This window comes from Streptococcus sp. NLN76 (genome assembly GCF_015686645.1).
Taxonomy (GTDB): Bacteria; Bacillota; Bacilli; order Lactobacillales; family Streptococcaceae; genus Streptococcus.
Window position 1 is genome coordinate 1 of record NZ_JADPMS010000028.1, and the last position, 26,824, is coordinate 26,824.

The 26,824-nt window shown below is 44.2% G+C and carries 20 protein-coding genes and 4 pseudogenes; 11 read left to right on the plus strand and 13 right to left on the minus strand.

From position 1 onward, the window contains the following. Positions 1-172 (plus strand): annotated as a pseudogene (locus I1A59_RS09660) (IS4 family transposase); the annotation flags it as partial. Between the two features lie 148 nt (positions 173-320). On the opposite strand, the gene I1A59_RS06320 reads toward I1A59_RS09660, so the two are convergent. The 4 genes and pseudogenes from I1A59_RS06320 to I1A59_RS09850 form a co-directional block, all read right to left on the minus strand. Beyond that, entirely contained in the window at positions 321-1,754 is a 1,434-nt protein-coding gene (locus I1A59_RS06320; RefSeq protein WP_196091942.1) for a 6-phospho-beta-glucosidase, read from the minus strand. 60 nt (positions 1,755-1,814) lie between these two features. Continuing rightward, a complete protein-coding gene (locus I1A59_RS06325; protein WP_196091943.1) occupies positions 1,815-2,414 on the minus strand; it encodes a histidine phosphatase family protein in 600 nt (199 codons plus the stop codon). 9 nt (positions 2,415-2,423) lie between these two features. Further along, on the minus strand, positions 2,424-3,905 hold the full coding sequence (locus I1A59_RS06330) for a glycoside hydrolase family 1 protein (protein ID WP_196091944.1): 1,482 nt from the start codon (positions 3,903-3,905) through the stop codon (positions 2,424-2,426). An 85-nt stretch (positions 3,906-3,990) separates the two neighbouring features. Continuing rightward, positions 3,991-4,424: pseudogene (locus I1A59_RS09850) on the minus strand (VOC family protein). Positions 4,425-4,527: 103 nt separating this feature from the next. Here I1A59_RS09850 and I1A59_RS06340 point away from each other — a divergent pair. After that, positions 4,528-5,418, plus strand: a complete 891-nt coding sequence (locus I1A59_RS06340; RefSeq protein WP_196091945.1) for an AraC family transcriptional regulator — start codon at positions 4,528-4,530, stop codon at positions 5,416-5,418. A gap of 94 nt (positions 5,419-5,512) precedes the next feature. Here the strand turns inward: I1A59_RS06340 and I1A59_RS06345 are convergent, their stop codons facing one another. Next, positions 5,513-7,417, minus strand: a complete 1,905-nt coding sequence (locus tag I1A59_RS06345; protein ID WP_196091946.1) for a beta-glucoside-specific PTS transporter subunit IIABC — start codon at positions 7,415-7,417, stop codon at positions 5,513-5,515. 253 nt (positions 7,418-7,670) lie between these two features. Here I1A59_RS06345 and I1A59_RS06350 point away from each other — a divergent pair, with 253 nt between their 5' ends. After that, positions 7,671-7,904, plus strand: coding sequence for a DUF6290 family protein (locus tag I1A59_RS06350; RefSeq protein ID WP_196091947.1), 234 nt, complete (start codon positions 7,671-7,673; stop codon positions 7,902-7,904). Then, on the plus strand, positions 7,897-8,172 hold the full coding sequence (locus I1A59_RS06355; protein WP_196091948.1) for a type II toxin-antitoxin system RelE/ParE family toxin: 276 nt from the start codon (positions 7,897-7,899) through the stop codon (positions 8,170-8,172). Before I1A59_RS06350 ends, I1A59_RS06355 begins: the two co-directional genes overlap by 8 nt. A 36-nt stretch (positions 8,173-8,208) precedes the next feature. Here the strand turns inward: I1A59_RS06355 and I1A59_RS06360 are convergent, their stop codons facing one another. Together I1A59_RS06360 and I1A59_RS06365 are read right to left on the minus strand one after the other, a co-directional pair. Next, positions 8,209-9,039, minus strand: coding sequence for a PRD domain-containing protein (locus I1A59_RS06360; protein WP_196091949.1), 831 nt, complete (start codon positions 9,037-9,039; stop codon positions 8,209-8,211). Between the two features lie 353 nt (positions 9,040-9,392). Beyond that, a complete protein-coding gene (locus tag I1A59_RS06365; RefSeq protein ID WP_196091950.1) occupies positions 9,393-10,232 on the minus strand; it encodes an HAD family hydrolase in 840 nt (279 codons plus the stop codon). Positions 10,233-10,360: 128 nt separating this feature from the next. Between I1A59_RS06365 and I1A59_RS06370 the strand changes: the two genes are divergently transcribed. The 5 genes from I1A59_RS06370 (at position 10,361) to I1A59_RS06390 (ending at position 14,704) form a co-directional block, all read left to right on the plus strand. Continuing rightward, positions 10,361-11,131, plus strand: a complete 771-nt coding sequence (locus I1A59_RS06370) for an alpha/beta hydrolase-fold protein (RefSeq protein ID WP_196091951.1) — start codon at positions 10,361-10,363, stop codon at positions 11,129-11,131. Between the two features lie 10 nt (positions 11,132-11,141). Continuing rightward, on the plus strand, positions 11,142-12,182 hold the full coding sequence (locus I1A59_RS06375) for a DNA/RNA non-specific endonuclease (RefSeq protein ID WP_196091952.1): 1,041 nt from the start codon (positions 11,142-11,144) through the stop codon (positions 12,180-12,182). A 276-nt stretch (positions 12,183-12,458) separates the two neighbouring features. Then, positions 12,459-12,911: a DUF3290 family protein gene (locus I1A59_RS06380; protein WP_196091953.1), complete on the plus strand. Its 453-nt coding sequence runs from the start codon at positions 12,459-12,461 to the stop codon at positions 12,909-12,911. Then, complete coding sequence (locus tag I1A59_RS06385) at positions 12,908-13,546, plus strand: DUF421 domain-containing protein (RefSeq protein WP_196091954.1); 639 nt, start codon at positions 12,908-12,910, stop codon at positions 13,544-13,546. Before I1A59_RS06380 ends, I1A59_RS06385 begins: the two co-directional genes overlap by 4 nt. A gap of 12 nt (positions 13,547-13,558) precedes the next feature. Beyond that, on the plus strand, positions 13,559-14,704 hold the full coding sequence (locus tag I1A59_RS06390) for a low temperature requirement protein A (RefSeq protein ID WP_196091955.1): 1,146 nt from the start codon (positions 13,559-13,561) through the stop codon (positions 14,702-14,704). A gap of 43 nt (positions 14,705-14,747) precedes the next feature. Here the strand turns inward: I1A59_RS06390 and I1A59_RS06395 are convergent, their stop codons facing one another. Then, positions 14,748-15,074, minus strand: coding sequence for a potassium channel family protein (locus I1A59_RS06395; protein ID WP_196091956.1), 327 nt, complete (start codon positions 15,072-15,074; stop codon positions 14,748-14,750). Then, positions 15,071-15,721 (minus strand): Maf family protein, encoded by a 651-nt coding sequence (locus tag I1A59_RS06400; RefSeq protein ID WP_196091957.1) that lies wholly within the window; start codon positions 15,719-15,721, stop codon positions 15,071-15,073. Before I1A59_RS06400 ends, I1A59_RS06395 begins: the two co-directional genes overlap by 4 nt. A 650-nt stretch (positions 15,722-16,371) precedes the next feature. Between I1A59_RS06400 and I1A59_RS06405 the strand changes: the two genes are divergently transcribed. Together I1A59_RS06405 and I1A59_RS06410 are read left to right on the plus strand one after the other, a co-directional pair. After that, positions 16,372-16,620 (plus strand): hypothetical protein, encoded by a 249-nt coding sequence (locus tag I1A59_RS06405; RefSeq protein WP_196091958.1) that lies wholly within the window; start codon positions 16,372-16,374, stop codon positions 16,618-16,620. A 103-nt stretch (positions 16,621-16,723) separates the two neighbouring features. After that, entirely contained in the window at positions 16,724-17,221 is a 498-nt protein-coding gene (locus tag I1A59_RS06410) for a methylated-DNA--[protein]-cysteine S-methyltransferase (protein ID WP_196091959.1), read from the plus strand. Positions 17,222-17,469: 248 nt separating this feature from the next. Here the strand turns inward: I1A59_RS06410 and I1A59_RS09855 are convergent, their stop codons facing one another. The 4 genes and pseudogenes from I1A59_RS09855 to I1A59_RS06420 form a co-directional block, all read right to left on the minus strand. Continuing rightward, positions 17,470-17,607: an LPXTG cell wall anchor domain-containing protein gene (locus I1A59_RS09855; RefSeq protein ID WP_325176130.1), complete on the minus strand. Its 138-nt coding sequence runs from the start codon at positions 17,605-17,607 to the stop codon at positions 17,470-17,472. Between the two features lie 936 nt (positions 17,608-18,543). Continuing rightward, positions 18,544-19,812, minus strand: a pseudogene (locus tag I1A59_RS09675) (family 20 glycosylhydrolase); the annotation flags it as partial. A 111-nt stretch (positions 19,813-19,923) separates the two neighbouring features. Continuing rightward, a pseudogene (locus tag I1A59_RS09680) lies at positions 19,924-22,800 on the minus strand (glycoside hydrolase domain-containing protein); the annotation flags it as partial. Between the two features lie 254 nt (positions 22,801-23,054). Then, the coding region (locus I1A59_RS06420; RefSeq protein ID WP_196091961.1) for a DUF1542 domain-containing protein at positions 23,055-26,824 on the minus strand (3,770 nt) is incomplete at its 5' end.

A 26,824-nucleotide genomic window follows, 5' to 3' on the forward strand; every position in this document is an offset into this window, starting at 1 on the left:
CTGCTTTTCTGATGCTGTTTATGCCTGTAAACAATTTCTGAAAAACAGGCTCACTTCTTCTAAGTTGAAAACTTACATAGAAAGACATTTATCAATCATTCGTCCAGGTCGGACGTTTGAAAGGCGACTGAAAAATCAATCAGTAGTAAGCTTCACCTACAGAGTATCATAATTTTTAAAAAGGGTATAAAAACCTTTATTTGGCATGCACAAAAAGACCACTTTCGAAAGTCATATATCAATTTGAACTTCCAAAGTGGTCTTATTTTAGATTCTAAGCCTTAACTTAATGACATTGGATCCAATGTCCAGTATTTTTCTTATCCCAAGTCTTGACCGTTTGTGGCGATGACTTGTTTGTACCAATGGAAGGATTTTTTCTTGGAGCGTGTGAGGGTTCCCTTGCCTTCATTATCCCGGTCAACATAGATGAAACCGTACCGTTTCTTCATTTCACCAGTTCCTGCTGAAACCAGGTCGATACAGCCCCAAGTGGTATAACCGAGGAGCTCAACACCATCTTCTACAATGGCATCTCGCATAGCCGCAATGTGTTGGCGTAGGTAGTCGATTCGATAATCGTCTTCGACGTAACCATTCTCATCAGGTGTATCAATAGCACCTAAGCCGTTTTCAACAATGAACATAGGTTTTTGGTAACGATCCCAGATGGCATTGAGGGTAATGCGGAGTCCGAGTGGGTCAATTTGCCAGCCCCATTCGGAAGCTTCCAAATATGGATTTTTAATGGAAGCAAAGATATTTCCTTCAGTCTTTTCATTGACCTCTGGATCTCCAGAAGCTACTCGGCTTGAGTAGTAAGAGAAGGAGATGAAATCAACTGTGTAGTCTCGCAGTAAGGCCAAATCTTCCTCTGACATTTCTACATCAATCCCCAAGCGCTCCCATTTTTTCTTAGCATAGTTTGGATACTCTCCACGGGCTTGAACATCGATGAAGAAATAGTTTTCTCGATCTTCTTGTAGGGCTGCCCAATAGTCTCGTGGATGGGCGGTGTTTGGATAATATTGTCCCGCAGCCAACATACAGCCGACCTTATTTTCAGGATCAATTTCATGGGCCACTTTCGTTGCAATGGCAGATGCGACCAACTCATGGTGGGCTGCTTGGTATTTCACTTGCTCTTGGTTCTCCCCTTCCTCGAAGTAGAGACCTGCCCCCATAAATGGGGCGTGGAGGATCATATTAATTTCGTTAAAGGTTAGCCAGTATTTCACCAAACCCTTGTAGCGCATGAAGAGAGTCCGACAGAGCCGTTCATAAAACTCTAGCATCTTGCGGTTTCGCCAGCCCCCATACTCTTCAATCAAGTGCATTGGGCAGTCAAAATGGGTGATGGTTACCAAGGGCTCAATTCCATGTTTGTGGCACTCTTTGAAGAGTTTTTCATAAAATTCCAAACCTTTTTCATTCGGCTCTAACTCATCGCCCTTGGGGAAAATCCGAGACCAGGCAATCGAGAGGCGGTAAGTCTTGAAGCCCATCTCCCCAAAGAGGGCAATATCCTCTTTGTAGTGGTGGTACATGTCAATCGACTCCTTAGCTGGATAAAAATACCCTTCCTCAAAGTCAAACATCTTGCGCTGACCAGCAATAATCGGGAAGCGCTCCTCACCGATGGGAACAACATCCACATTGGCTAGCCCACGGCCATCGACATCATAAGCCCCTTCACATTGATTGGCAGCCGTAGCGCCACCCCACAAAAATCCTTGCGGAAAACCTTTATTCATTTGAACCTCCTTAATCTATTTCTTATCTCTAACACTATTCATATGATCAAAACTGCCTGTTCAAAAGAGCCATTCCACTTCTTTAATGGGATCAACCACGCGAACCAAACAGATTTGATCCCCATACATATCCAATTGAAAAATACTACAGTTCGAGATGGTAAAATCTTCTGGTACTAACAGTTCCAATTGATTTTGCAGTAAGAAAGACCAAATGGCTGCACCATGGCTCACAACTAGAACTTCTTGGCCGGCTGTTTCCTGGAACAATTGTCGGACAGTCGTGTCAACTCGGACACCAACATCCGCAATCGCTTCCCCACCATAAGGAACCAGTAAGTCTTCAAAATTATTGGCACCTGGTCGAAACTTGGGTAGGAGATTCCAAGGCTGGGCTTCAAATTCTCCGAAGTTCATTTCTTTAATTCCCTTTAACTGCTTCACATCGTCCATTCCGGAAACCAACTTGGCCGTGTCGGTTGCCCGCTCCTGGGTGGAAGAGAAAGCCTTGTTAAAACTAATTTCCTCGCCCTCAAAAAACGCCTTAGCCTTTTTTGCCTGTCGAATCCCTTCCTCTGTTAAGGGAGAGTCTACCGCTCCCTGGGTCAAACCTTGAAGGTTAAAAAGAGTTTGTCCGTGCCGCATGAGGTAAAATGCCATTCGATCCTCCTAGTCTAGTTCTTCACCGTTTGAACGAATCACCTTTTGATACCAGTAGAATGAATCCTTTGGTGTCCGTTCAAGGCTACCGTTCCCGAGGTCATCCATATCCACATAGATAAAACCATAGCGTTTGCGCATCTCGCCTGTTCCAGCAGATACGATGTCGATACAGCCCCATGTTGTATAGCCAATCAGGTCTACTCCATTCGCAATGGCCTTGGCCATGGCTTGGATGTGAGAACGGTGGTAGTCAATACGATAGTCATCATGGATCGCCCCATCTTCCTCGACCGTGTCCAAAGCTCCCAAGCCATTTTCAACAATCATCACAGGAATGTCATAGCGATCATAGATCTTTTCCAAATAATATTGAAGACCAGTCGGATCTTGTGCCCAACCCCAATCAGAATATTCCAAATAGGGGTTCTTAGCTCCAACTGAGAAGTTTCCTGAAACTTTTTCATCCACCTCATGGGTTGTCACAACCGTCGACATATAATAAGAGAAGGTATAGAGGTCAATCGTACCCTGAGCGAGAATGTCCAAATCATCTGCTTCCATTTGCAGCTCGACATTGTGTTCCTGCCACAAACGTTTGGCATAAGAGCCGTAACGACCTTTGGCTTGGACATCTGAACAATAATAGATATTTTTCTCCCACTGATGCTGATTTTCCAGAATATCTGCTGGGTCACTGCTTCCTGGATAGAAGGTAATCCCACAGATCATATTGCCAAATCGAAAATCAGGGTTTATTTTCCGCCCAAGTTGGATTGCCTTAGCAGAGGCTAAAAACTGATGATGCAACTGTTGGTAAGCATCCTGAAAATCTTGGTCCGAAGCCTGACCAAACATATCTAAAAACATGATGGTGTTATTGATTTCGTTAAAGGTTAACCAGTACTTGACCAAATCTTTGTACTCATTAAATAGTGTCTCCGCATACCGAACATAGAAATCCACTAATTTCCGGTCAGACCAACCATTAAAACGAGTTTCTAATGAAAGTGGGGTATCAAAATGCCAAATCGACACCAAGGGCTCAATGCCATACTTGTGACACTCTTCAAAGACGGAACGATAAAAGTCTAACCCTGCTTGATTCGGTTCAGAATCATCTCCATTTGGGAAAATCCGGGCCCAGGAAACGGACAGACGGAAAACGGAATAGCCCATCTCCGCAAAAAGCTTAATATCTTCCTTGTAACGGTGGTAAAAATCTACCGCTTGGTGGTTCGGATAATAGTGGTCTTCTAGAATGGCATAATGAGCTCCTTCAGGTAAATGACCACCCATGTGCCCCATAGAAGCATACTTCCCAGGATTCCCATCCTTGTCGATATAGGTTGTGTAGCGGGGACTGGTCGCCGTTCCACCAGTTGTCACATCTGTTTGAACCAAACCTCGTCCATCCAGGTTATAAGCTCCTTCAGCTTGATTGGCAGCAATCGCACCACCCCATAAAAAGTTTTTTGGAAAACGTGTCATCTGTATTTCTCCTTCTCGTATTTATTCTAAACCGTTATAGTCTTTTAGTTTGCTTTTAGTACAAGGCAGCGAGGCGCAGGCAGTACTAAAGTACGGCAAGACGAGCTAACACAGTAATAAAAGATAAACTAAAAGAGTATAATTCAATCGGATTCTTTTCAAACCCTAGGATAGCCGACTCATAGTAGCCATCTCCCCTTTTAAGCGGTCCTGAAAGGACCTGATAGCCATCCATCCTCACGGAAGCTCTCGGTTAAAGCATCAACAGCTTCCTCGCTACCGAGTGAAAAGACCAAGTGACTATACTCCACGCGCTCCGTCGCCAAGGCGTAATCACCGACACTTTCCTTGTTCATCATTTCTAACCGAGCCCCATCGTCAAAACTCAAAAAATAGGAAGAGAAGCCCGTTTTAGGATTATGGTATCGATCATTCGATTCAGCTCCAAAATAAGTCTGAAAAAAATTCCTTGGCGGCTCCCAAATCTTTTACATACAATGCTAAGTGTTCAATTCTCATGCCTACCTCCCTTCAACTGATAACTCTAGTATAGTCGGATTGTAAACGATTTTCTTATCAGAAAATCTGCTATAATGATACTATCCTATGAAACGAGGACACTATGAAGAAAGAACTAACCGACTCCTATTTCTATCACCAAGTAGATTTTGAAAACAACCTCCTCCCCTTTAAGCGTTTTGAAACCCAGGTTCAAAATGGCCAACCTGACATCCTCTTCCACTGGCACAATGAATGTGAAATGACCTATGTGGAGGCTGGTAGCGCCCGCTACCATATCGACTATGAATATTTCGACAGTCAGCCTGGTGACCTCATTTTCATCCGCCCCAACGCAACCCACTCCATCCATCCCATCGAGATGAAAGAGCACAAGACCCAGAGCATTCTCTTTCACCTTGATTTCTTGGGGGCTACTCACCTAGATCAGACCAGCCTCAACTACCTCCAACCTCTACAAACCGACAAGGCTAAGTTTATCTCCCGTATTCAACCTCAAGACCCTGGCTATGAAGAGATTAAGAACTGTTTCTTACAGATTCTCGCCCTCGACCTAGAGGCTGATTACTATGAGCTTTTGCTCAAGAGCAAACTGTTTGAACTCTTTCATCTTCTTTTTTCCTTTTCCTATGTTGTCGAAAAAAGAACAGATGATCTTTATCGTAAAAACGAGAGCTTGCGTGGGTTAATCGACTATATCCACAACCATTACGAGGAAAATCTCAGCATGGACTTACTGTCTCAGCAGATGGGGTACAGCAAGGCTCACTTCATGGCGGTATTTAAACAACACATGGGAATCTCCTGTATGGAATTTATCATTCAGGTTCGATTACGAGCAGCCTGTGAATTATTGGCAACCAGCATGAAACCTATTGTCGATATCGCCCATCAGGTTGGCTTTAATAATTTGTCCAACTTCAATCGGCAATTTAAAAAAAGTCATCACCTGACTCCCAGTCAGTACCGGAAACAATTTCGAAAACAAGTGTAACAAGCAAGGCCAGGGCTTCTCCACCCTGGCCTTATACTCTTTTACTCACATCGAGTATACCCCTTGTCCCTGAATTTCTTAAGATGGACAGCCATTAGCTGACGGTGGTCAGGAGGTAGTCCCCAACTTGCACTTCACTTTCTTGGCTAACGAGAATATCCTCGTAGAGGGAAGTATTGGTTACAATGATTGGGGTTGTGATTGGAAGGCCTGCGGCTTTAATGACCTCCATATCAAATTCCAACAGTTTTTGACCAGCTTCAATAGAATCTCCAATTTCCACAAAGCTTTCAAATCCTTCTCCGTTGAGAGAAACCGTATCCATCCCTACATGGAGCAAAATTTCTGCTCCATTTTCTGTCTTGATTCCGATAGCATGTTTGGTTGGGAATAAGAGGGTAACCTCCCCCTTGACTGGGGCATAAAGTGTGCCTTGGCTAGGTTCGATGGCAATTCCTTTCCCCATAGCACCTGATGCGAAAACAGGATCTGGAACATCTGCTAGTTGCACAATTGCTCCCTGGAGCGGACTGGCTACAATTTCTTGTTGAATCTCCTTGTGCGGAGCGTCTGCTTCTTCTTTTTCTTCTTCAATCGATTCAAGAGAACTACCATATAAGTTGGCAACAGGAAGCGCCATTTGAATGCCGAATGAGATTACAACGGCTGCTACGGAAGCGATAATAGCTGAGATCACTCCGGATAGACTACCGGTTGCAGGGTCAATCAAGGCTGGATACATAAAGACTCCAATAGCCCCAATCGAGTAATTGAAAATACCAGAAATCATGCTATAGGCTCCTACAAATCCAGAGACAACGCAGGAAATAATAAATGGGGTCCGCATTGGAAGGGTTATTCCATATATAGCTGGCTCTGTCACCCCAAATATAGCGGAAATAAGGGCTGGCAGGGATAGGGTTTTGACTTTGGATTCCTTAGTTTTCAAGAAGATTGCCAGGAGTACCCCAACTTGGGTAAAGCTCGGGAATAATGCTGGAACTAATATTGCAGATTGTCCGTTACTTGCCACGTCCACAATCGCCAATGGGACAATGGCCCAATGCATTCCAAACATAACCATAACTTGCCAGAGCCCTCCGAGGACAACTCCATAAAGAATAGGACTGATTCCCATAATGTATTGGAAAAATAGGCTCAAACCATCTGAAATGAGATTCCCAATTGGTCCTACAAGCAGGAAGGTAATCGGAACTGCTAGCAGGATGGTCGCTAGAGGAACCAAGAAAAGTTTCACCACATCAGGGATCACTTTTCGTGCTCCTCTTTCAATATAGGAGGCTACCCAGACTGCAAGAATTGCGGGGATTACAGTTGAATAATAGCCTCCGGTCGGAAGAGAGAATGGGATCCCAAAAACAGTGTTCATCCCGGACTCGGTCAAAACTTCGACCGCTCCAGGTAAACTTGGATAGACCAAGGCAGCTCCAATGGCAAGAGCTGTAAATTCATTTACCTTAAATTTCCGAGCAGATGTCAAGGCAATGATGAGTGGAAGATACTGAAAGAAGCCATCTCCTGCTGCATTTAAAATGGCATATAAGGCACTGTTATCAGCGGTCATGCCATTGGCACCAAGAACAGCGACCAATCCTTTGATAATACCAGCTGCCGCCAAGGCCCCTAAGAAGGGTTGGAAAATACCAGAAATCAGATCTACAAATCGCTCGAAGAGATTCCCATTAACTTTGTCGCCTTCATCAATATCCAAGCTACCATTTCCCACAATTCCTGCAGCAGTCTGTACTGCCACATAGACATCTGGAACATGATTGCCAATAACCACCTGGTACTGACCACCTGCTTGCACTACGGTCACGATCCCATCACGCGCTTTGAGGTAATCCGTATCTGCTTTTCCCTCATCTTTCAGTGTAAACCGTAACCGTGTAATACAGTGTTTGAGTTCACTGATATTTTCTTTGCCACCGACATGCTCCACAATGTCCTTGGCTAATTCACTATAATCCTTTGCCATAAGAGGCTCCTTTCTGACTGGAACAAACAAAAAAACCTAAACATATACCGACATGCCGACGACAAAAAGAGCTATCGCTGACACATTCGTATATATTTAGGTTTTGCCTGCTTCCCAGTAACAATCCTTTGATGATTCTATCCTACCAAATACCTTGTCATTTTGCAAGCGTTTTCTAAAAAGTTTTTTCGTTGATTTTTGAAATTTTTAGTGCTATACTGTTTACACAGTAAACACATGGAAGGGAGATCTTATGGCAACTTCAACAACTCCAATTGCTATCAGACTTGACGATGATCTTGTAAGACTCATCGAAGAGTATGCAAAAGGTCAGCAAATCACAAAATCAGATTTTATTCGCGATGCAGTTCTAGAAAAAATAGAGGATATGTATGATATCGCTGTTGCTGACATCGCTTATAAAGACTGGGTTGCAAGTGGAAAGAAGACCTATTCACTTGAAGAAACTTTAGAACGATATGGCTAAATATACAGTAGAATTTGCAGAATCCTTTCATAACGATCTTGAAAAACTGGATCGAAGCATCCAGCGACTAGTATTGAAATGGATTGAAAAACATCTTCACAATGTTGATTTTCCAACAACCCCAGGAAAATCTCTTTCAGGCGAATTAGCCGGTTATGTCAGATTTCGAGTAGCTAATTATAGAATTCTGGCTATTGTTGATAAGGATCAATTTATCATCTTAAATCTTCACATCGGTCATCGATCAGATATCTACAAACGTAAATGAGAAAACCCAAGTCCTCAAACCAGGACTTGGGTTTTCTCATTTAATCAGCCGTTGAATATGAATCGTCAAGTAGACTTGCTCATCAAGGGACATGTCAAAACCGTAACTTTCTTTTACAAAAGTTTTGATTTTCTCGCTAGCCGCAAAAGCTTGTGGGTAGTTAGCCTGAACTTGTTGATAGAGAAAGGCATCGTCTTTTCCTTCGACTTGGCCCTGAAGGACACGTTGGGCAAAGTAAGAAAGATGGGTGACGAATCGATGAAAACTAGTGTCTTCCCTAAATTCAGCCCAGCCAAAATGAAGACGGACGATGTCTAAGAATTGATGAACCATCCGGTTCACCTGGTTTTTTCGCTGACCAGCTGTATTATTTTTTTGAGCATTGATCAGATGGAGGGCCAGTGATGAAGCCTCACTTTTCTCCATGTGAATTCCTAATTTGTCGCGGATTTCCTCGATTATTTCAAGTCCAAGTTGATACTCTTGGGGATAAAACTTTCGAACTTCCCATGCTAGGGGATTTTCGATAGAGATTCCTTGACGACTTCGTTCCAAAGCATAGTGAAGATGATCCCCGAGGCTAAGATAAAGTGACAATTCATAACTGGTGCCTAGAATCCTTTCAGCCTTTGAAAGGAATTGCGTTACCAAGTCTACTTCCTCTGCTGGCATCCGACTATAGAGGTGGAACAGATCTGTCTCTGTCGCATCACCTTGGAGGACAAATGTTTTCTCAATCTTATCTAGGTCCAACTCTTGACCTGCTTTTTTCTGAAAACCTAAACCTTTGCCCATGACGATCACTTCTCGATCTTGTGAATCCAAAGCCTGGACCACGTTGTTGTTATAGACTTTTACAATGTTCATTATGCCCTACCTCTGTACCCGCTAGCTTCTTATAGTCTTTTAGTTTACTTTTAGTACAAGGCAGCGAGTCGTAGACAGTACTGAAGTACGGCAAGACGAGCTAACACAATAATAAAAGATAAACTAAAAGAGTATATAGCCTTTTTAATGCAAAAAAACCTAAATCCATCACCAAAGAGGCCTGTCTCCAGACTCCTGATGATGACTTAGGTTTTGCCTGCATTTCAGTAACAATCCTATTTCTAGTCTAGCAAATTGGGGGCGCTTTCGCAAGGGGGCTCAATTTTTATTTTGCTCCAGAAAGCCTACAGTGAGATTCAGAGTAGGCAGTGATGGCATATTTCCAATGTCTCTTACAGCAAATCGAGCTTTTCAAACGCCTTATAGAGACCATCTTCTTCCACATCTTCTGTAATGAGGTCGGCCATAGCAAGGATTTCAGGTCCGCCATTGCCCATGGCCACTCCAATCGCTGCATACTCCAACATGGGAATATCAATTTTCGCATCGCCAAAGGCAATGGTCTGGCTGCGATCCATCTCAAGGTGCCCCAAAAGCAAATCCATTGCACGCGCCTTATTGATATCCTTAACCCCTAAATCACCAAAAAGAGCTGTTTCTCCACGACCACCCCAGGTATGGGCTTCTAATTGAGGGAAGGCGGCTTTAGAATCCAAGTGATCCTGATAGGAATCGAGGATAAAACTGATTTTATTGAGGTCATCTCGATAGAGGTCACCGCCAAAGACCAAGCCATGCAAGACATCTTCCACCTCTTGATTCGCCACTTCTTCTGCTGTTTTCCCCTTGGTCATGAGATAAGACTGAAGAACCTTCCGTCCACGTTCTCGGAACTTGCGGCTGGCAAACAGTCCGTTATTGCTTTCCAAGAAAAATTCCAAGCCTCGTTCCTCCAACCAGTCCACAACAGCTTTCGCATCCTCCGCCGGAATAAGCTGGTGCATGAGGACCTGATTCTGGAATTCGACATAAGAACCGTTTCCCCCGATCATACCATCCAAGCCCATTTCCCAGAGCTCTTCTTGCATTTCTGCTCGACTTCTGCCGGTTGTCGCCATCACCAAATGTCCCTTTGCTCTGGCTGCTTTAATGGCTTGCTTGGCTGACTCTGGAATCCGATTGTGGTAGTCAACAATGGTCCCATCCACATCTAAGAATAGTACTTTTTTCATCTTGTTTCCTCCTTGCTATCAGTCTACCCCTTTTTCTTTTTTTAAAAAAGAAAAAAAGACGGATAAAGTGATACTATCCTCGTCTTTGCATGGTAAAATGGGGTTACAACTGTAAGAAAGGAAGAGTTATGATTGTATACCACCAACTAGAATTCCCCGCAACTGGGGAGAATCGTACTGTTCGGGTCTACCTTCCGAACAATTATGAAAACCAGGTTAGCCGCTATCCGGTTATGTACTTCTTTGATGGCCATAACCTCTTTTACGATCAAGAGGCAACCTACGGGGAATCTTGGCAATTAAAAACGTTCTTGGATCATTGGAACAAGGACATGATTGTCGTCGGAATTGAGCCTAGCCATGCAGGCAACCAACGCCTAGAGGAATACTCTCCTTATGATATTGGAGGGGAATTCTTTGCAGGACCTATCAAGGGACGAGGAGAAACCACTATGCAATGGTTGGTCAATCAAGTCAAACCAGTCATCGACCAAACCTACCGGACTTATCCTGATCGCTTAAACACCGGAATTGCAGGCTCCTCCATGGGAGGACTCATGGCTCTCTATGCTATCACCCGCTACAATGCCGTCTTCTCTAAGGCAGCCGCTCTCTCCTCAGCAATCTTTACTCCCATTTATCAAGAAATGAAACAAAATCAATTAGATAGCAATACCCGTGTCTACATGAGTTGGGGAACCAATGAAGTTGGTTTAGACCTTACACAAGAAGAGGAAATTTGGGCAAGCCCCAGTGCGCAAGTTCACCTTTATTTAGAGACCAACTTGCAGCTTCATGGTGCTACCACCTATCTTCACCCACAAATACATGGGCAGCATACCGAAAGAGACTGGGCCCAACAAGTTCCACTTTTTATGGACTTTCTTTGGATGAGATAAGGAGAAACAGATGAAAAAGAACCGCCTATTAAGCATACTAAGCCTACTACTTAGCCTAAGTTTGGGGCTAGGAATAGTCACCCCAAGTAATCCTGAACTGGCAGCTGTCCAGAGCACTATCGTCTATGCAGACGAAGAAACAAGTGACGTATTGCCTTTCAAAGGTGAGAAACAAATTCAACTTCAGGATTGGGATGCACTCGGTCGAGCACAAGCAGCTCATATTCAACTAAAGGAAGGGGATCAACCGACTAAAAAACGAACTGGCAAAATCACCTTTGACCCTGTTGGCTGGCATAACTATAAATTTTATTTTGGAGACGGTAGCCAACAGGCTTGGCTCATGAATCGAGGGCATTTAATTGGGTATCAATTTAGTGGTCTCAATGATGAAGGTCGCAATCTAGTTCCGATGACAACCTGGCTCAATACTGGAAACTACAAAGGAACAGATGAGTCAAATCCTGACAGTATGCTTTATTATGAAAACCGTCTGGATTCCTGGTTAGCAACCCACCCCAACTATTGGTTAGACTACAAGGTTACACCTATTTATACTGGCGATGAACTCATTCCTCGCCAAATCGAACTCCAATATGTGGGCTTAGATGATAAAGGTCAAAAACTTGACATCACCCTTGGTGGAAAAGAAACCAAGGATGCTTCAGGAATCACACGAGTTGTCTTGGACAACCTGTCACCCAATGCAGACATTGACTACACGAGTGGTACCGCCATTAACACTGTTGCTTCTGCTAGCCAACAAGCTGCTGAAAAACAGAGGGCATCCGAAGAAGCTGCCCGGGCCCAAGCCGAGGCGGAAGCTTCTGCTCAGGCTCAGGCTCAGGCAGAAGAACAAGCCCGCCTTCAAGCTGAAGCTCAAGCTCAAGCTCAGGCTGCTGCACAGGCACAAGCTGAAGCTGCCGCCCAAACAGCACCAGAGGTTACTGCCGGAGGAGGCTATACCAGAGATGCCCGCGGTCGCTGGCATCGTCCAAATGGTCAATATGCATCCAAAGCAGAAATAGCTGCAGCTGGACTTCCCTGGTAATTCTATTTCTTAACCTCCTTTCATTTTCCGTGGAAAGGAGGTTTTTCAGAACTCAAAAGTGTGCTAAAATAAGAAGGATTTTGAAATGTAATGAGTCTTATAGTCTTTTAGCCTGTTTTTAGCACAAGGCAGCGAGTCGTAGACAGCTCAAAATCTCCTGCAGAGATTTTGAGTGGCTGATAAAACTTTCGAAGAAAGTTTCAAATAAGTACGGCAAGACGAGCTAACACAGTAATAAAAGATAAACTAAAAGAGTATATTTATGAAAGGAGCCTCATGAAGTTCTATTCCTATGACTTTGTTTTGAATCAAATTCGTCAAGACAATTGGCTGCTAGCCGCTTTCTTGATAGCCTTATTACTGATTCTGGGCTACACTGCTTTTCTGGCCTACAGAGATAAACGAGATTCCAAGTACCGTGAACTGGTTATTATCCTAGGCTTGACGCTACTCGTGTCTGGTTTATCTGGATTTGAAAGTTTGCAGGCCAACAGTCAGGCCAACAATCAGTATCGAACTTCAATCCATTTCATTGAAAAGGTATCCGAGAATTTAAAGGTCAAACCCAATCAGGTCTATGTCAACACTTCTGCTGAGACCAATGGGGCTCTCTTATATGTAGACGGTCAATTCTACCGAGCCATCTCCGGCAGTGAACCGGATACTTACCTCTTGGAAAAAATGGACCTACACTCTTTTGACTTAGAACTAGTGGAGGTAAACCAATGAATATACTCTATTTAGATGCCACGATTAAATTAGCCATTGGCTTATTAACCTTAATTGTGGTCATCAACATTTCTGGCAAAAGTAACCTGGCCCCCAACTCTGCTACGGACCAGGTACAAAACTATGTGTTGGGGGGAATCATCGGAGGGGTTATTTACAATCCTTCAATCACCCTTCTCCAATATGTCATCATTTTAATGATTTGGACCATCTTAGTCCTTAGTCTCAAATGGTTAAAGACACATAACCACACCATTAAACAAATCATCGATGGGCAACCACGGGTCCTGATTCAAAAAGGAAAAGTAGATGTGGAAGCCTGTCGAGCCGCAGGACTTACCGCTGCCGATTTGACCTTAAAACTGCGTGGTCAGGGGATTTTCCGTATTGCCGATGTCAAAAGAGCTGTCTTGGAACAAAATGGCCAACTCATTGTCGTCCAAGCTGGAGAAGCCAACCCCAAGTATCCGGTCATTACAGATGGTGTTGTCCAAGTCGACATCTTGGAATTGTTGGACAAGAACCCTGAATGGCTGCAGGAACAACTAGGGGTCCTTGGGTATGAGGAAACCTCTCAAATCTTCTTGGCCGAATATGACCAAGGTCAACTAACCATTATCACCTACGAATCATAGAAAGGAAACACAATGTCTTCAATCGTTCAACACAAGCGGGTTGAGTTCACCGAACTCTTCTACGACCTCGTTTTTGTTTATGCCATTTCCAAAACCACTGGACTTATCCACCATTTGGAAGAAGGAGTTTTGCCTCCCTTCCACTTTTTCTCTTTTTTAACCTGCCTACTCTTACTGGTCAATACTTGGATGATTCAAACCATGTTTACCAACCGTTTTGGGAAAAATTCCTTGTTTAATATGAGTATCATGTTTGTAGATATGGGACTAATGATGCTGATTTCCAATTATTTTACCTTGGACTGGCAGAGTAATTTCCATGTATTCGATCTTATTTTTGCTCTTCTATCGGGCACCCTTCTCCTTCAATACGCTGTTCAATTTAGACAGAGTAAAACTCAAGAAGAACGTGAACTCATCGGTGCCTTTTTAAAAATACTAGCCGTTCGAACCATCGGTGTGCTCATTGCGGGTTTACTTCCCTATCAATATGGAATTTGGGTTTACTTTGCTTCTATCATGGCTTCCTTCCTTATGCCAATTGCCTACCGAAAACCCATGGGGCTTATTCCCATCAATTTTCCCCATCTCGTAGAGCGAATTTCCCTCCTCGTTATTATTTCTTTTGGAGAAATGATTGTTGGAGTGGCCTCCTTCTTCCAGGCTGATACGTTCGGAGCCCATTCCATCTTTTTCCTGCTTATCGTGGTTCTGCTCTTCTTACTCTATTTCGGTGAATTCGATCACGTCTTGGATGAAAGTCTCAATACCCTAGGTATGCGTCTCATTTACAGCCATTATCTCATCTTTGCTGGAATTCTCATGATTACTGTTTCCATGACCTTCCTCAGTGAACACGAAGCCAATCACCTCTTCGTCGTTGGTTTCCTCTATAATGGGCTTTTCGCCTTCCTCCTGGCCATCATATTAAATGGGGTTTACAATAAGCCTGCCTACAAGTGGACTCGCTCCTACCAAATCACCTATTGGAGCCTGTTCGGACTAGGACTTCTTGGGAGCCTCATCTTTGCCAGCTCACCGCTCACAGTTACCGTCATTACCACAGCAACCATCTTCCTTATCTGGACTCATTTCATTCGTTTTTACATGAAAAATCATCGTGAATCCAATGATCCGCATAAGATCTATTTTATCTAAAGAAAGGGCCTCAACAAGGCCCTTTTTTGCTCACAAAAAATCCTTATCTGTCACGCTCCTTCGCCTCTTTTCGCAATTCCGTATAGTAGTTAATGACTACACCCGATAGGGCGGCAAAGAAAATCATTCCATAAACCGTCAAAAACACACACAACCAGCGTCCCAAAAAAGTAACGGCTTGGTAATCACCATATCCGACAGTTGTGGAGGTCACAAAGGCAAACCAGACTCCATCCCAAAATGATAGGATTCCAGGTTCCACCACCGTTAAGAGTGACCCAACCATGAATAAAAATCCGGCAAAAGACAAGGCAAATTTCATAAATCCGGTATGCTGGAGGATTGTAATCAAGATATTTAATCGCTTCATATCACACTCCCCATAGCTGCAATTCGCTTAGCTGTCTCCGCTACCGGTAGACCAATGATGGTATTCACATCTCCAGCCACATATTCAATGAACCGGGGATCCAAATCCTGAAAACCATAGGCTCCCGCTTTATCCATTGGCGATTCAGAAGTTAGATAGGCTTGAATGACCGGTTCTAATTCTGGATAATAGTCTACAAAGCGAATGTCCGCTACCGTATAGAAAACATCTAGGGAATCCCCTTGTTTCAGACAAACCCCTGTTACAACTTGGTGGATCTGTCCAAAATAGGAACGAAACATGGACTCAGCTTCCTCACGGTCTCGAGGTTTATTATAAATCGTTTCTCCAAAAACAACCATGGTATCAGCAGCAATGCTTAAAACCGCCGGATCCTCCACCTCAACAGCTCGTGCTTTGGCTAAAGCCAAATCACAACAAGTTCTTCCTGCCCGCTCCAAGAAGGGAAGTTCTTTAAATATTTCCATGGAGGCTTCCTCGACAGCTCTTTCATCCACGTCTACCCCGACAATTTTTGGAGAAAGAAAATCCAACAGTTCTCGTCGCCTTGGAGACTGGCTCAGAAGATAGATTTCCTTGGGTGGAGAGAATTTTCCTGACAGTTGGTACTGAATGGTATGGGTCATAACATCGCCTTTCTATTCCTTATACTCTTTTAGTTTATCTTTTATTACTGTGTTAGCTCGTCTTGCCGTACTTATTTGAAACTTTCTTCGAAAGTTTTATCAGCCACTCAAAATCTCTGCAGGAGATTTTGAGCTGTCTACGACTCGCTGCCTTGAGCTAAAAACAAGCTAAAAGACTATCTCACCCCATTATAGCAGAAACCGAACTGGCTATGAGCTTATCTTATCTAGGGGTTCATTTAGAGTAAGTTTTTATTTGACTTCCTAATACAAATTATCTACAGTTATACTAAGTGAGTCTTATTTGAATGAAGGTATCCATCTGTTTCTCTATTATGCAATTTTTGATTTCGATGTATATGGAATCCACATCTCCTTCCCAGATTTAAAGGTACCTATAGTTCTGGATTTGATATGCAGGAAGCACTCTTTATGGCCCAAGATCTCTTGGAAGGTTGGCTACTTCTTGCTGAAGAAGCGGGGGAAGCCACGACAAACGCATGAAACAGTAATTTCCGAATTATAACACAGTTTAAATTTAGTAACTTTAGCGATTCTCCTATAGAAGATTCCAAAAAGGATTATTTTTTATTGTGAAAATCCTGAACATTGAAATACAGAAAACTCTATTTTCTCGCTAAAAATCTCTCATGCGTTTGTCGTGGGGGGAAGCCTTTCCACTTGCTTCTACTGTAGAGGGAATCCAAGAACGTTTTCCAAATCGGTTTATTGTTCCAATCTCGATTAACTTAGAACTTGCTAGAGAAAAACACTTTGGTAAGCCTGTTAAAAAAACTTTGACTATCCCCAGTTACATCAATAGTCTCGCAATTGAAAATGGAATTAACTTTTCACATGTGCTAACGGAAGCCCTAAAAGAAAAGCTCCAAGTTCTTTAAGTCAACTATTTATTTCCTTGAACTCATCATTTCTCTTAAAAGTAATAGATTTTTATCTGTTAATGTCCTGTAAAATTTCGATTCCATTATCAAAAGGTGAACCATGCTCCAACAAACAGAATTCCACTCTCCACTAGGAAAACTCATTCTACTTGCAGACGATAAAGCCCTCCATGGTGTCTGGTTTCAAGCCCAATCCTACTTCGGAGCAGGCTATGATCTAGATAGCATCCCCAAAGAAAACAATCCAATTCTAGAACAAAGCAAAGTCTGGTTAAAGTCCTATTTTGCCGGTGAAAATCCACAACCACACGCGCTACCCTTAAAACCCGAAGTTACTGTTTACCGACAACAGATTTTAGACCTCCTCTTGGAAATCCCCTATGGACAAACCCGAAGCTATCTCGACCTGGCGATGGCGTTTGAGCGCAAAAATGGTCGCCCCACCTCTCCACGTGCTATTGGCGGAGCAGTTGGCCACAACCCCATTAGCCTCATCATCCCTTGTCACCGAATTTTGGGTCATGATGGTTCCCTAACTGGTTATGCCGGTGGAATCGAGCGAAAAATCTGGCTTTTAGAACATGAAAATCCCCAGTAATGATGATATAGTCCTACTTGAGTAGACAGTACTAAAGTTCAGCTTAATTCAACTGTCCCCTCAACACGGAACGTATCACTTCTGTTGTTTTGCTATTTTCAAAAACGGAGGTGATGTGCTTTACCGTCCTCCTTCTGGGAAGCCCTATCCTCAACTCCACAAAAGATAAGCCCCTCGGTAATATCCGAGGGGCTTTCAAAGGTTTGTTCTTGTTTTAGTAAGTGAAGAAGGTTAGAAGCAATTGAGGGCTATTTTTTCCGTCTCGCTTTCACTCCACCAAGAGTCGTCAACATGGCTAGTCCTGCCACACTGAGTACATAACCAGCATCTGATCCAGTATTTGGAAGAGACTCTGGGTGTTTCCTAGCTTCAGTATTGTTCTTCACATCTTCTTTGGCTATACCGGTGTTCGCAACTTGTTGAATATGCAAGTCTGTTTTTTGTCCAGCAATCGGACGAGGAGCTTTAGGCTTAGCCTGGTTCAAGAGTGATAAGTCTGGGTTTTGTAAATCCTTCTTCTTATAGGAGTCCAGATCAAAACTTGGTAAATCCTGACGAGTACCGTCGCCTACGCTGGTGCCGAAGTCGTAGCTTGGCAAATCTTTACGGGTACCGTCGCCTACGCTGGTGCCAAAGTCGTAGCTTGGCAAGTCTTTACGAGTACCGTCGCCTACGCTGGTGCCGAAGTCGTAGCTTGGCAAATCTTTACGGGTACCGTCGCCTACGCTGGTGCCAAAGTCGTAGATTGGCAAGTCTTTACGGGTGCCGTCACCTACGCTGGTGCCAAAGTCGTAGATTGGCAAGTCTTTACGGGTGCCGTCACCTACGCTGGTGCCAAAGTCGTAGTTTGGCAAGTCTTTACGGGTGCCGTCACCTACGCTGGTGCCAAAGTCGTAGCTTGGCAACTCTTTACGAGTACCGTCACCTACGCTGGTGCCGAAGTCGTAGATTGGCAAGTCTTTACGGGTGCCGTCGCCTACGCTGGTACCGAAGTCGTAGCTTGGCAACTCTTTACGGGTGCTGTCGCCTACGCTGGTACCAAAGTCGTAGTTTGGCAAATCTTTACGGGTACCGTCGCCTACGCTGGTGCCGAAGTCGTAGCTTGGCAAATCTTTACGGGTGCCGTCGCCTACGCTGGTGCCGAAGTCGTAGCTTGGCAAATCTTTACGAGTACCGTCGCCTACGCTGGTGCCGAAGTCATAGCTTGGCAAATCTTTACGGGTGCTGTCGCCTACGCTGGTGCCAAAGTCGTAGCTTGGCAACTCTTTACGAGTGCCGTTCTCAAGTATCTTACCTTGTTTCAAGACCAGGTTCTCAAAAGCTTGAGACAAACTTGCCAATTCTTGATCTAATTGTCCTTGCTCGCCTCTATGATGATTCCACTTCACTGCTTTAAAGGCTTGTCTGAAGCTGGCTAGACTTTCTGGCGTGTAGATGGATAAATCTTTTGGTACTTGAGATAACAAGACTTGTGCGGCACTGTAATCCGCCAAGAAATAAGCTGGATTTTTGTCCGCCAAGGCTTTGATGAGTTGTTTGGCCAATTCTGGTTTGTACTCACGGCTTGGATCATCTGCCCAAATGGCCACCATACTACCGATACTTGGAACATCTGCTCCCTCAGTTTTTGGAATTGCATTGAGGTGAGCGTTCTCAACTCCTTCTAAGGCTTGGTCTAAGTTATACCATCCTCCATTAGCATTATCACGACCAACGATATAATACCAAGCATCATTGGTATTCAGAATAGCATGCCCTTTGTCTGATAAGAATTTAGAGGAAGCGACGTCATAGCCATTCCATCCACCAGTCCACATAGACACAATAATGTCCTTATCGAATTGACCGGCACCTTCTTCTTGATTATAGTAGATACCATCATTAAAGGCCATTGGTTGGAGCCCATGGCTCTTAACAATCCTTGCTAAATCATTGGCATAATCCACAAACCGTTTGTAGCCGTCCTTTGGATAGTCCTTACCGGTCACAACAGATGGATCTCCTTGAAGAATCCGCCAACCTTTCGCCGAATCTGTTACATCATTGGCAAACTCATCCAAACCAATATTAAAGATCTCCACTTTACCACTGAAGTAGGCAGCATATTTATCAATGAGAGCTTTGGTGAACGCAACTGCTTCCTCATTGGTGATGTCCACCGTTCTCTCTGAAGAAAGTCCATCAAATTGGAAATTCGGATGATCAATCCCCAATTCCGTCATCGCCACCAAGATAGCATCCATATGTCCCGGACTATTGATTACTGGGATAACCTTTAGATTGCGCATCTTAGCATAATTCAGCAACTCATCCATTTCATTTTGGGACAAAGCCGAACCATTTGGATCCTTGTAGTAATGATCATTTCCAACTTGGATAGCATCTTTGACCTCTTGACTAGAATAAGAGTGGCCATTGACAGTCAAACTCATATCGTCCAGAAGGAAACGGAGACCATCATTTCCTAGCAGGAGGTGGAAGTCTGTATAGCCATGCTGACTAGCCGCATCCATTAGATCTTTGAGTTGAGCTACAGAGAAGTACTTCCGCCCTGCATCAATAGAGAGTACTTTCTTCAGAGCCAAACGTTCTTCTTGCTCTTTCGCTGCTAGAGCCACTGGATCTGTGGTCTTATCTTCGCGCACTCGTAGCTCACTTGCTGCCATAAAGGTATTGGCACGACCACTGTCACCAACAGTCTGCAGAGCTTTTAGCTTCACATAGCGAGCTGCTGTTGGTTTAAAGGAGACTTCTTCCCAGTCACCTGTATTGTTAAAGCTACCAGAACCTGCTAAATCCCAGGATTGATTATCCAGACTTGTGTAAATTTCGTAAGTTTGAACCTTACCATTGCTGCCGCCATCAGACCGACCCCAGTAGGCTAAGCCATCTAACGTACGAACCTTGCCAGCATCGATCGTTACCCAAAGGTCTTTACGTGGGCTACCATCCCAGGAACTATGCCAAATTGTAGATGGATCTCCATCCAAAACATTTTCAACAGCATTCTCTGGCCCTTCTTGAAGGGATCCTGGAATAGCCTGTGTTTCAATCCGAGGGACATAATTCTCTGACAAACCACGTTCTGCTATCTGCGCTCCAGGTGTTATTAGGCTAGCGTATTTGACCGCTAAACTATCGGCAGCCAGATTGAGACGATTGACTTCAGCCTCCACACGGGCATCTTGCTGATGACCGGTAGATTCTGTCGCATGATAAGCATTGGTTCTTCCATATTCCCGCTTTACAGAAGATAGGAGTTTTTCTACATCTTGAGCTGCTTCCGGAGATAGCGTCTTGATGTAGGCTAATTTTTCAATTTGGGCCTTCGCTGCTTTCAAGTGCTCAAAACGAGGGCTGGTTCTTGGGGTTTCATCGCCACCCTTATCCCCTGGGTAAACAAGGAATGGATCCCCACTTTCCCACCACCAGTGATCAATATTTTTAAGCGGATCCTTCACCCAGGCATCATAAGCCCAACGAAGATAGCCATCTAAACCTAGTGATGCCGCATACCAAAGGGTCCAAGCACTTTCTACTGGAGCACTACGAGCTACTGAGTTCGGATAGTCACCAACTGCAGTGTAAAGTGTTGTAGTAAAGCCCTTCTGTCGACGGTCTTCCGCCAGTTGCCGTACTAAATCTGGATCCTGAATATGGGCTAGATTGATGGAAATATCCTCAATATGATTCAGGATGTCGGCCTTTTCGGCAGAGTAATTCATGGCTGCACTGAGTTTTAGCCGTTTTCCTTCTTTATTCTTAAATTGATTGACCAATTCAAGAACATGCTCCATATCCGCAATTGGACGCTCATCCATGGAGAGGAAGGCTTTGTCAAACCAAGATTTTTGATCCAAATGCTGAATATAAGCGGTCAAAAATTGTCCCCAAATGTTCTTCCATTCGGCACTACCGGTTGGTAACTTGACCTTCTCCATTTGATTGCTAGCTTCGTCAAAGTAAGCAACTTGATTATCCCAAGGAGTTAGCGAGAAGGACTTGATCTGCTGATCAATCCCTAGTGAAAGGGCTAAGTCAACATATTTATCAAAATTCGTAAAGTCAAAACTAAAAGTCTGATCCGCCTTCTTGGTCCATTTAACCATACTTGGATAGGCATCATAAGTTTGGGAGTTCCACGGGTCCTCGGAAATAGTGGTCGTAATCGAGCTGCCCCCAACTTTGACATACTCCGATAGTTCCTTCCGCAACAACTCTAAATGGCGATCCCCAAACCATTCATCCTGACTCAGACCAAAATAACGAGCGGTCGTAAACGGATACTGCCAGAGATCCATACTGAATCGTTTTTTTCCATCTGCCTTCAAGTCCAGCACTTGTACATGGTAATCGAGCTCAACCGTCTCCTGGAGGTTATCCGCTAGCACACGAACAGTCCCCTTGTACTTGCCTGGTTGAACCCCTTCAGGCAAGGTTAACTGCAGCCAAACCGGTTGAAGCTGACCACGAGCCACATCCACTTGGGTAGCCTTATCCAATACATCCGGAATATTTTCACGTGGCACCTCTGGACCAGGGAGTTTTCCATAAACAAAACCGCGTCCAATGTGTCCCTCGGTCTCTTTAATAAAGAAGGATTTGAGAGCAGAGGCTGGAATAACACCGCCCTCACCGACAAAATCACTGACCTGGATTCGGGCATTTTTCAAGTCTTGGTTCTTATTCACAATAACCAATTTTCGGTTATCCTGATCCCCTAACCAAAGGCGAGAAACTACCTGATCTTGCGGGTCCTGCCGAAGGAATTGCGAGTACTCCCCTTGCTTGGTATGCTGGTTAATACTTCCATAAACCGCATGAATTCCTTCTTCCTGCGGAACCTGCTCATCTGTAAAAATCTTAACTCCTACATGTGAATAGTAGAGATTATTAATGGGCTGAATGGTCAAGGTCTGCTCTTTGAGCTCTAAATTCTCAATTGTATAGAGTAATTTCGCTAATTCTTGCGGACCATCTGTATTGACAACTGCAACCTGCCGACCATCTACTGCAATGGAAATTTGAGCTCCCCCTTGGAACTGGTCACCGTAGATTTCTACACGGTTCCCTACAAAAGGAATATGGACACTGCCAGAAACACTCCCATGAGAATCTCCAAAATTTTCCCATGGCCCTTCATAGATTGTGCGCGTTTCATTAGTATGGGGAATCAATTCCCCCTCATCCTGTAGGGATCTCGCCACTCTTCGTGAACGAGGCTGTGCTTCTACTGGAGCCACTTTATCTGCCTGGTCTAAAGAAGCAGCTTCTTCAACTACAGGCACATCTGGATTTTGCTGTTCAGGTTGTTCAGGCTGTTCAAGCTCAAGTTTGCTGTCATCAGCAGTTGCGACCGGCTCTGCTTCCCTATCCAGTTCAACAACCGTCCCCTCAACTAGATCCGGAATGGATTGCTCAATATTTCCACTCTCTCCTCCATCCTGCTGGCCATTTGCTGATACGGGATTTGCAGTGACGAAGGTCAAACCAACCATCACAGATACCAAACCAACAGAGTATTTTCGAAGTGAGAATTTTTGATTTTTCTCAAATGATTTCATTCCTAACACCTCCATAGATAATGAAACTATATATCTATGGTAAATGAAAGCGTTTCCTAAGTCAACTCAAGAAACTCCGCAAAAAACTGGTCTTTTACGAAATACACTCAAAAATAGCAATTCTACGGGCTTGACAAAGTCCCCTATTACATTAAGACCTACTGAAAAAAACCAACTTGAATAAGAGCAAAAAAGAGGAGGTTTCCCTCCCCTTCATTCTGGATTTCACTATTTCTCTAACAGAGTCAGAAATCCTATTTTGCAACATCTTAACGACGTTTCCGACGTTTGGATTGTACCAAACCTAGGGTACCAATCAAACCGAGACCAAGAGCAACGGCTACTCCGTTTTCTTGACTACCAGTGTTAGGTAGAGTTCCTTGCTCCACTTGTTTAATTGGAGAATCACCCTTAGCAGGTACTGGACGAGTTGACGGAGCACTTTGACCAGCTTGACCTGGAACTTGAACAGAAGCAATCGCTACTAGTCCAGCTTCCATCGCTGCTGACACACCTGCTACATCACTTGCCGCATCGATCGCTGCTTTGGCTTTAGCTACTTCCTCAGCTACTTTAGCTTTGGCTGCCGCTTTCTCAGCTGCTGTTCCACTTGATGCATCAATCGCTGCATTCTTAGCTTCCGCAGCTGCGTCGATCGCTTTCTTAGCCTCATCCTTAGCTTGCTCAACAGATGAAACTGCTGAAGAAACTTTCACGGCTGCAATAGCTGCGATGCCAGCATCTTTGGCTTGATCAATCGCTGAAAGACTTGGTGCTGCATCGATGGCTGCTTTAGCTTTCGCTGCTTCCGCCGCTACTTTAGCTTTCGCTGCCGCTTTCTCAGCCGCTGTGGCACTTGATGCATCAATCGCTGCATTTTTAGCTGCAACTGCTTGATCAATCGCTTCTTTAGCCGCTGCTTTCGCCATTGCTACTGGATCTACTGCATTGATAGCAGAAATTCCTGTGTCTTTAGCCTTGTTAACAGCATTCACATCTGCGGCTTGATCAATTACAGACTTCGCTGTAGCTGATTCTGCATCCACTGCTGACTTAGCCGCTGCTTTTTCTGCAGTTGTCAAATCAGCGCGTGCATCAATTTCTGCTTTCTTCGCTGCTGCTGCTTCATCGATCGCTTTCTTAGCGTCTTCTTTAGCTGCTGCAACTTCATCTTTAGATGGTACTTCAACAGCTGAAACAGATTTCACACCTTCGTCCTTTGTAGTGTTGATTGCGTCTACGCTAGCTGCTTGATCAATTGCCGCTTTTGCTTTCGCAACTTCTTCCGCTACCTTAGCTTTGGCTGCTGCTTTTTCTTCATCGGTCGCACCAGAAGCATCGATAGCTGCATTCTTAGCTTCCGCAGCTGCATCAATCGCATCCTTGGCGGCTTTCTGAGCTTTCATCCATCCTTCAAGATCAAATGTCGGTTTATCATATTCAGTGCCTTCACCAATCTTCTTAGCAGGTACCCGTACAGCTTCAACTTCCTTAACACCAGAATCTTTCGCTTCTGTTACTGCATCTGCTGTCTCTGCTGCATCGACTGCTTCTTTAGCTTTATCCGCTTCTGCTTTTGCTGCTTCCTTAGCTGCTGCTTTTTCTTCATCAGTTGCGTCTGATGCGTCAATCGCTGCTTCTTTCTCTGCCAAGGCTTCATCGATCGCTTTCTTAGCGTCTTCTTTAGCTGCTGCAACTTCATCTTTAGATGGTACTTCAACATCTTCTACAGATTTAACACCAGAATCTTTTGCTTCTGTTACTGCATCTGCTGTCTCTGCTGCATCGACTGCTTCTTTAGCTTTATCCGCTTCTGCTTTCGCTGCTTCCTTAGCTGCTGCTTTTTCTTCATCAGTTGCGTCTGATGCGTCAATCGCTGCTTCTTTCTCTGCCAAGGCTTCTTCGATTGCTTTCTTAGCGTCTTCTTTAGCTGCTGCAACTTCATCTTTAGATGGTACTTCAACATCTTCTACAGATTTAACACCAGAATCTTTTGCTTCTGTTACTGCATCTGCTGTCTCTGCTGCATCGACTGCTTCTTTAGCTTTATCCGCTTCTGCTTTCGCTGCTTCCTTAGCTGCTGCTTTTTCTTCATCAGTTGCGTCTGATGCGTCAATCGCTGCTTCTTTCTCTGCCAAGGCTTCTTCGATTGCTTTCTTAGCGTCTTCCTTCGCTTCTGCTACTGGATCTTTCGATGGTACTTCAACATCTTCTACAGATTTAACACCAGAATCTTTTGCTTCTGTTACTGCATCTGCTGTCTCTGCTGCATCGACTGCTTCTTTAGCTTTATCCGCTTCTGCTTTCGCTGCTTCCTTAGCTGCTGCTTTTTCTTCATCAGTTGCGTCTGATGCGTCAATCGCTGCTTCTTTCTCTGCCAAGGCTTCTTCGATTGCTTTCTTAGCGTCTTCCTTAGCTGCTGCAACTTCATCTTTAGATGGTACTTCAACATCTTCTACAGATTTAACTCCAGAATCTTTTGCTTCTGTTACTGCATCTGCTGTCTCTGCTGCATCGACTGCTTCTTTAGCTTTATCCGCTTCTGCTTTTGCTGCTTCCTTAGCTGCTGCTTTTTCTTCATCAGTTGCGTCTGATGCGTCAATCGCTGCTTCTTTCTCTGCCAAGGCTTCATCGATCGCTTTCTTAGCGTCTTCTTTAGCTGCTGCAACTTCATCTTTAGATGGTACTTCAACATCTTCTACAGATTTAACTCCAGAATCTTTTGCTTCTGTTACTGCATCTGCTGTCTCTGCTGCATCGACTGCTTCTTTAGCTTTATCCGCTTCTGCTTTTGCTGCTTCCTTAGCTGCTGCTTTTTCTTCATCAGTTGCGTCTGATGCGTCAATCGCTGCTTCTTTCTCTGCCAAGGCTTCTTCGATTGCTTTCTTAGCGTCTTCTTTAGCTGCTGCAACTTCATCTTTAGATGGTACTTCAACATCTTCTACAGATTTAACTCCAGAATCTTTTGCTTCTGTTACTGCATCTGCTGTCTCTGCTGCATCGACTGCTTCTTTAGCTTTATCCGCTTCTGCTTTCGCTGCTTCCTTAGCTGCTGCTTTTTCTTCATCAGTTGCGTCTGATGCGTCAATCGCTGCTTCTTTCTCTGCCAAGGCTTCTTCGATTGCTTTCTTAGCGTCTTCTTTAGCTGCTGCAACTTCATCTTTAGATGGTACTTCAACATCTTCTACAGATTTAACTCCAGAATCTTTTGCTTCTGTTACTGCATCTGCTGTCTCTGCTGCATCGACTGCTTCTTTAGCTTTATCCGCTTCTGCTTTTGCTGCTTCCTTAGCTGCTGCTTTTTCTTCATCAGTTGCGTCTGATGCGTCAATCGCTGCTTCTTTCTCTGCCAAGGCTTCATCGATCGCTTTCCTAGCGTCTTCTTTAGCTGCTGCAACTGGATCTTTCGATGGATTCTTAGCCAAGTCTTCTGCTGCTTTTGCTAGAGCCTCTTTCGCTGCTGCTACTTGATCTGCTGTAGCTGTTGGATCCGTCAATACTTCTTTCGCTGCGTCTAGGGCTTCATCATAGGCTTTCTTAGCTTCTTCTGTTGCCTTAGTGTAGGCGTCTGAATCTTTAACAGTATTTTCTTTAGCTGCTTCAGCTTCCAATTCTGACTTATCGACTGCTTCTGGTGCTGGATTATTAGCCAAGTCTTCCGCTGCTTTCGCTAGAGCCTCTTTCGCTGCTGCTACTTGATCTGCTGTAGCTGTTGGATCCGCCAATACTTCTTTCGCTGCGTCTAGGGCTTCATCATAGGCTTTCTTAGCTTCTTCTGTTGCCTTAGTGTAGGCGTCTGAATCTTTAACAGTATTTTCTTTAGCTGCTTCAGCTTCCAATTCTGACTTATCGACTGCTTCTGGTGCTGGATTGTTAGCCAAGTCTTCCGCTGCTTTCGCTAGAGCCTCTTTCGCTGCTGCTACTTGCTCTGCTGTCGCTGCTGGATCTGCCAATACTTCTTTCGCTGCTGCTAGGGCATCATCATAGGCTTTCTTAGCTTCCTCTGTTGCCTTAGTGTAGGCGTCTGAAGCTGTAACCT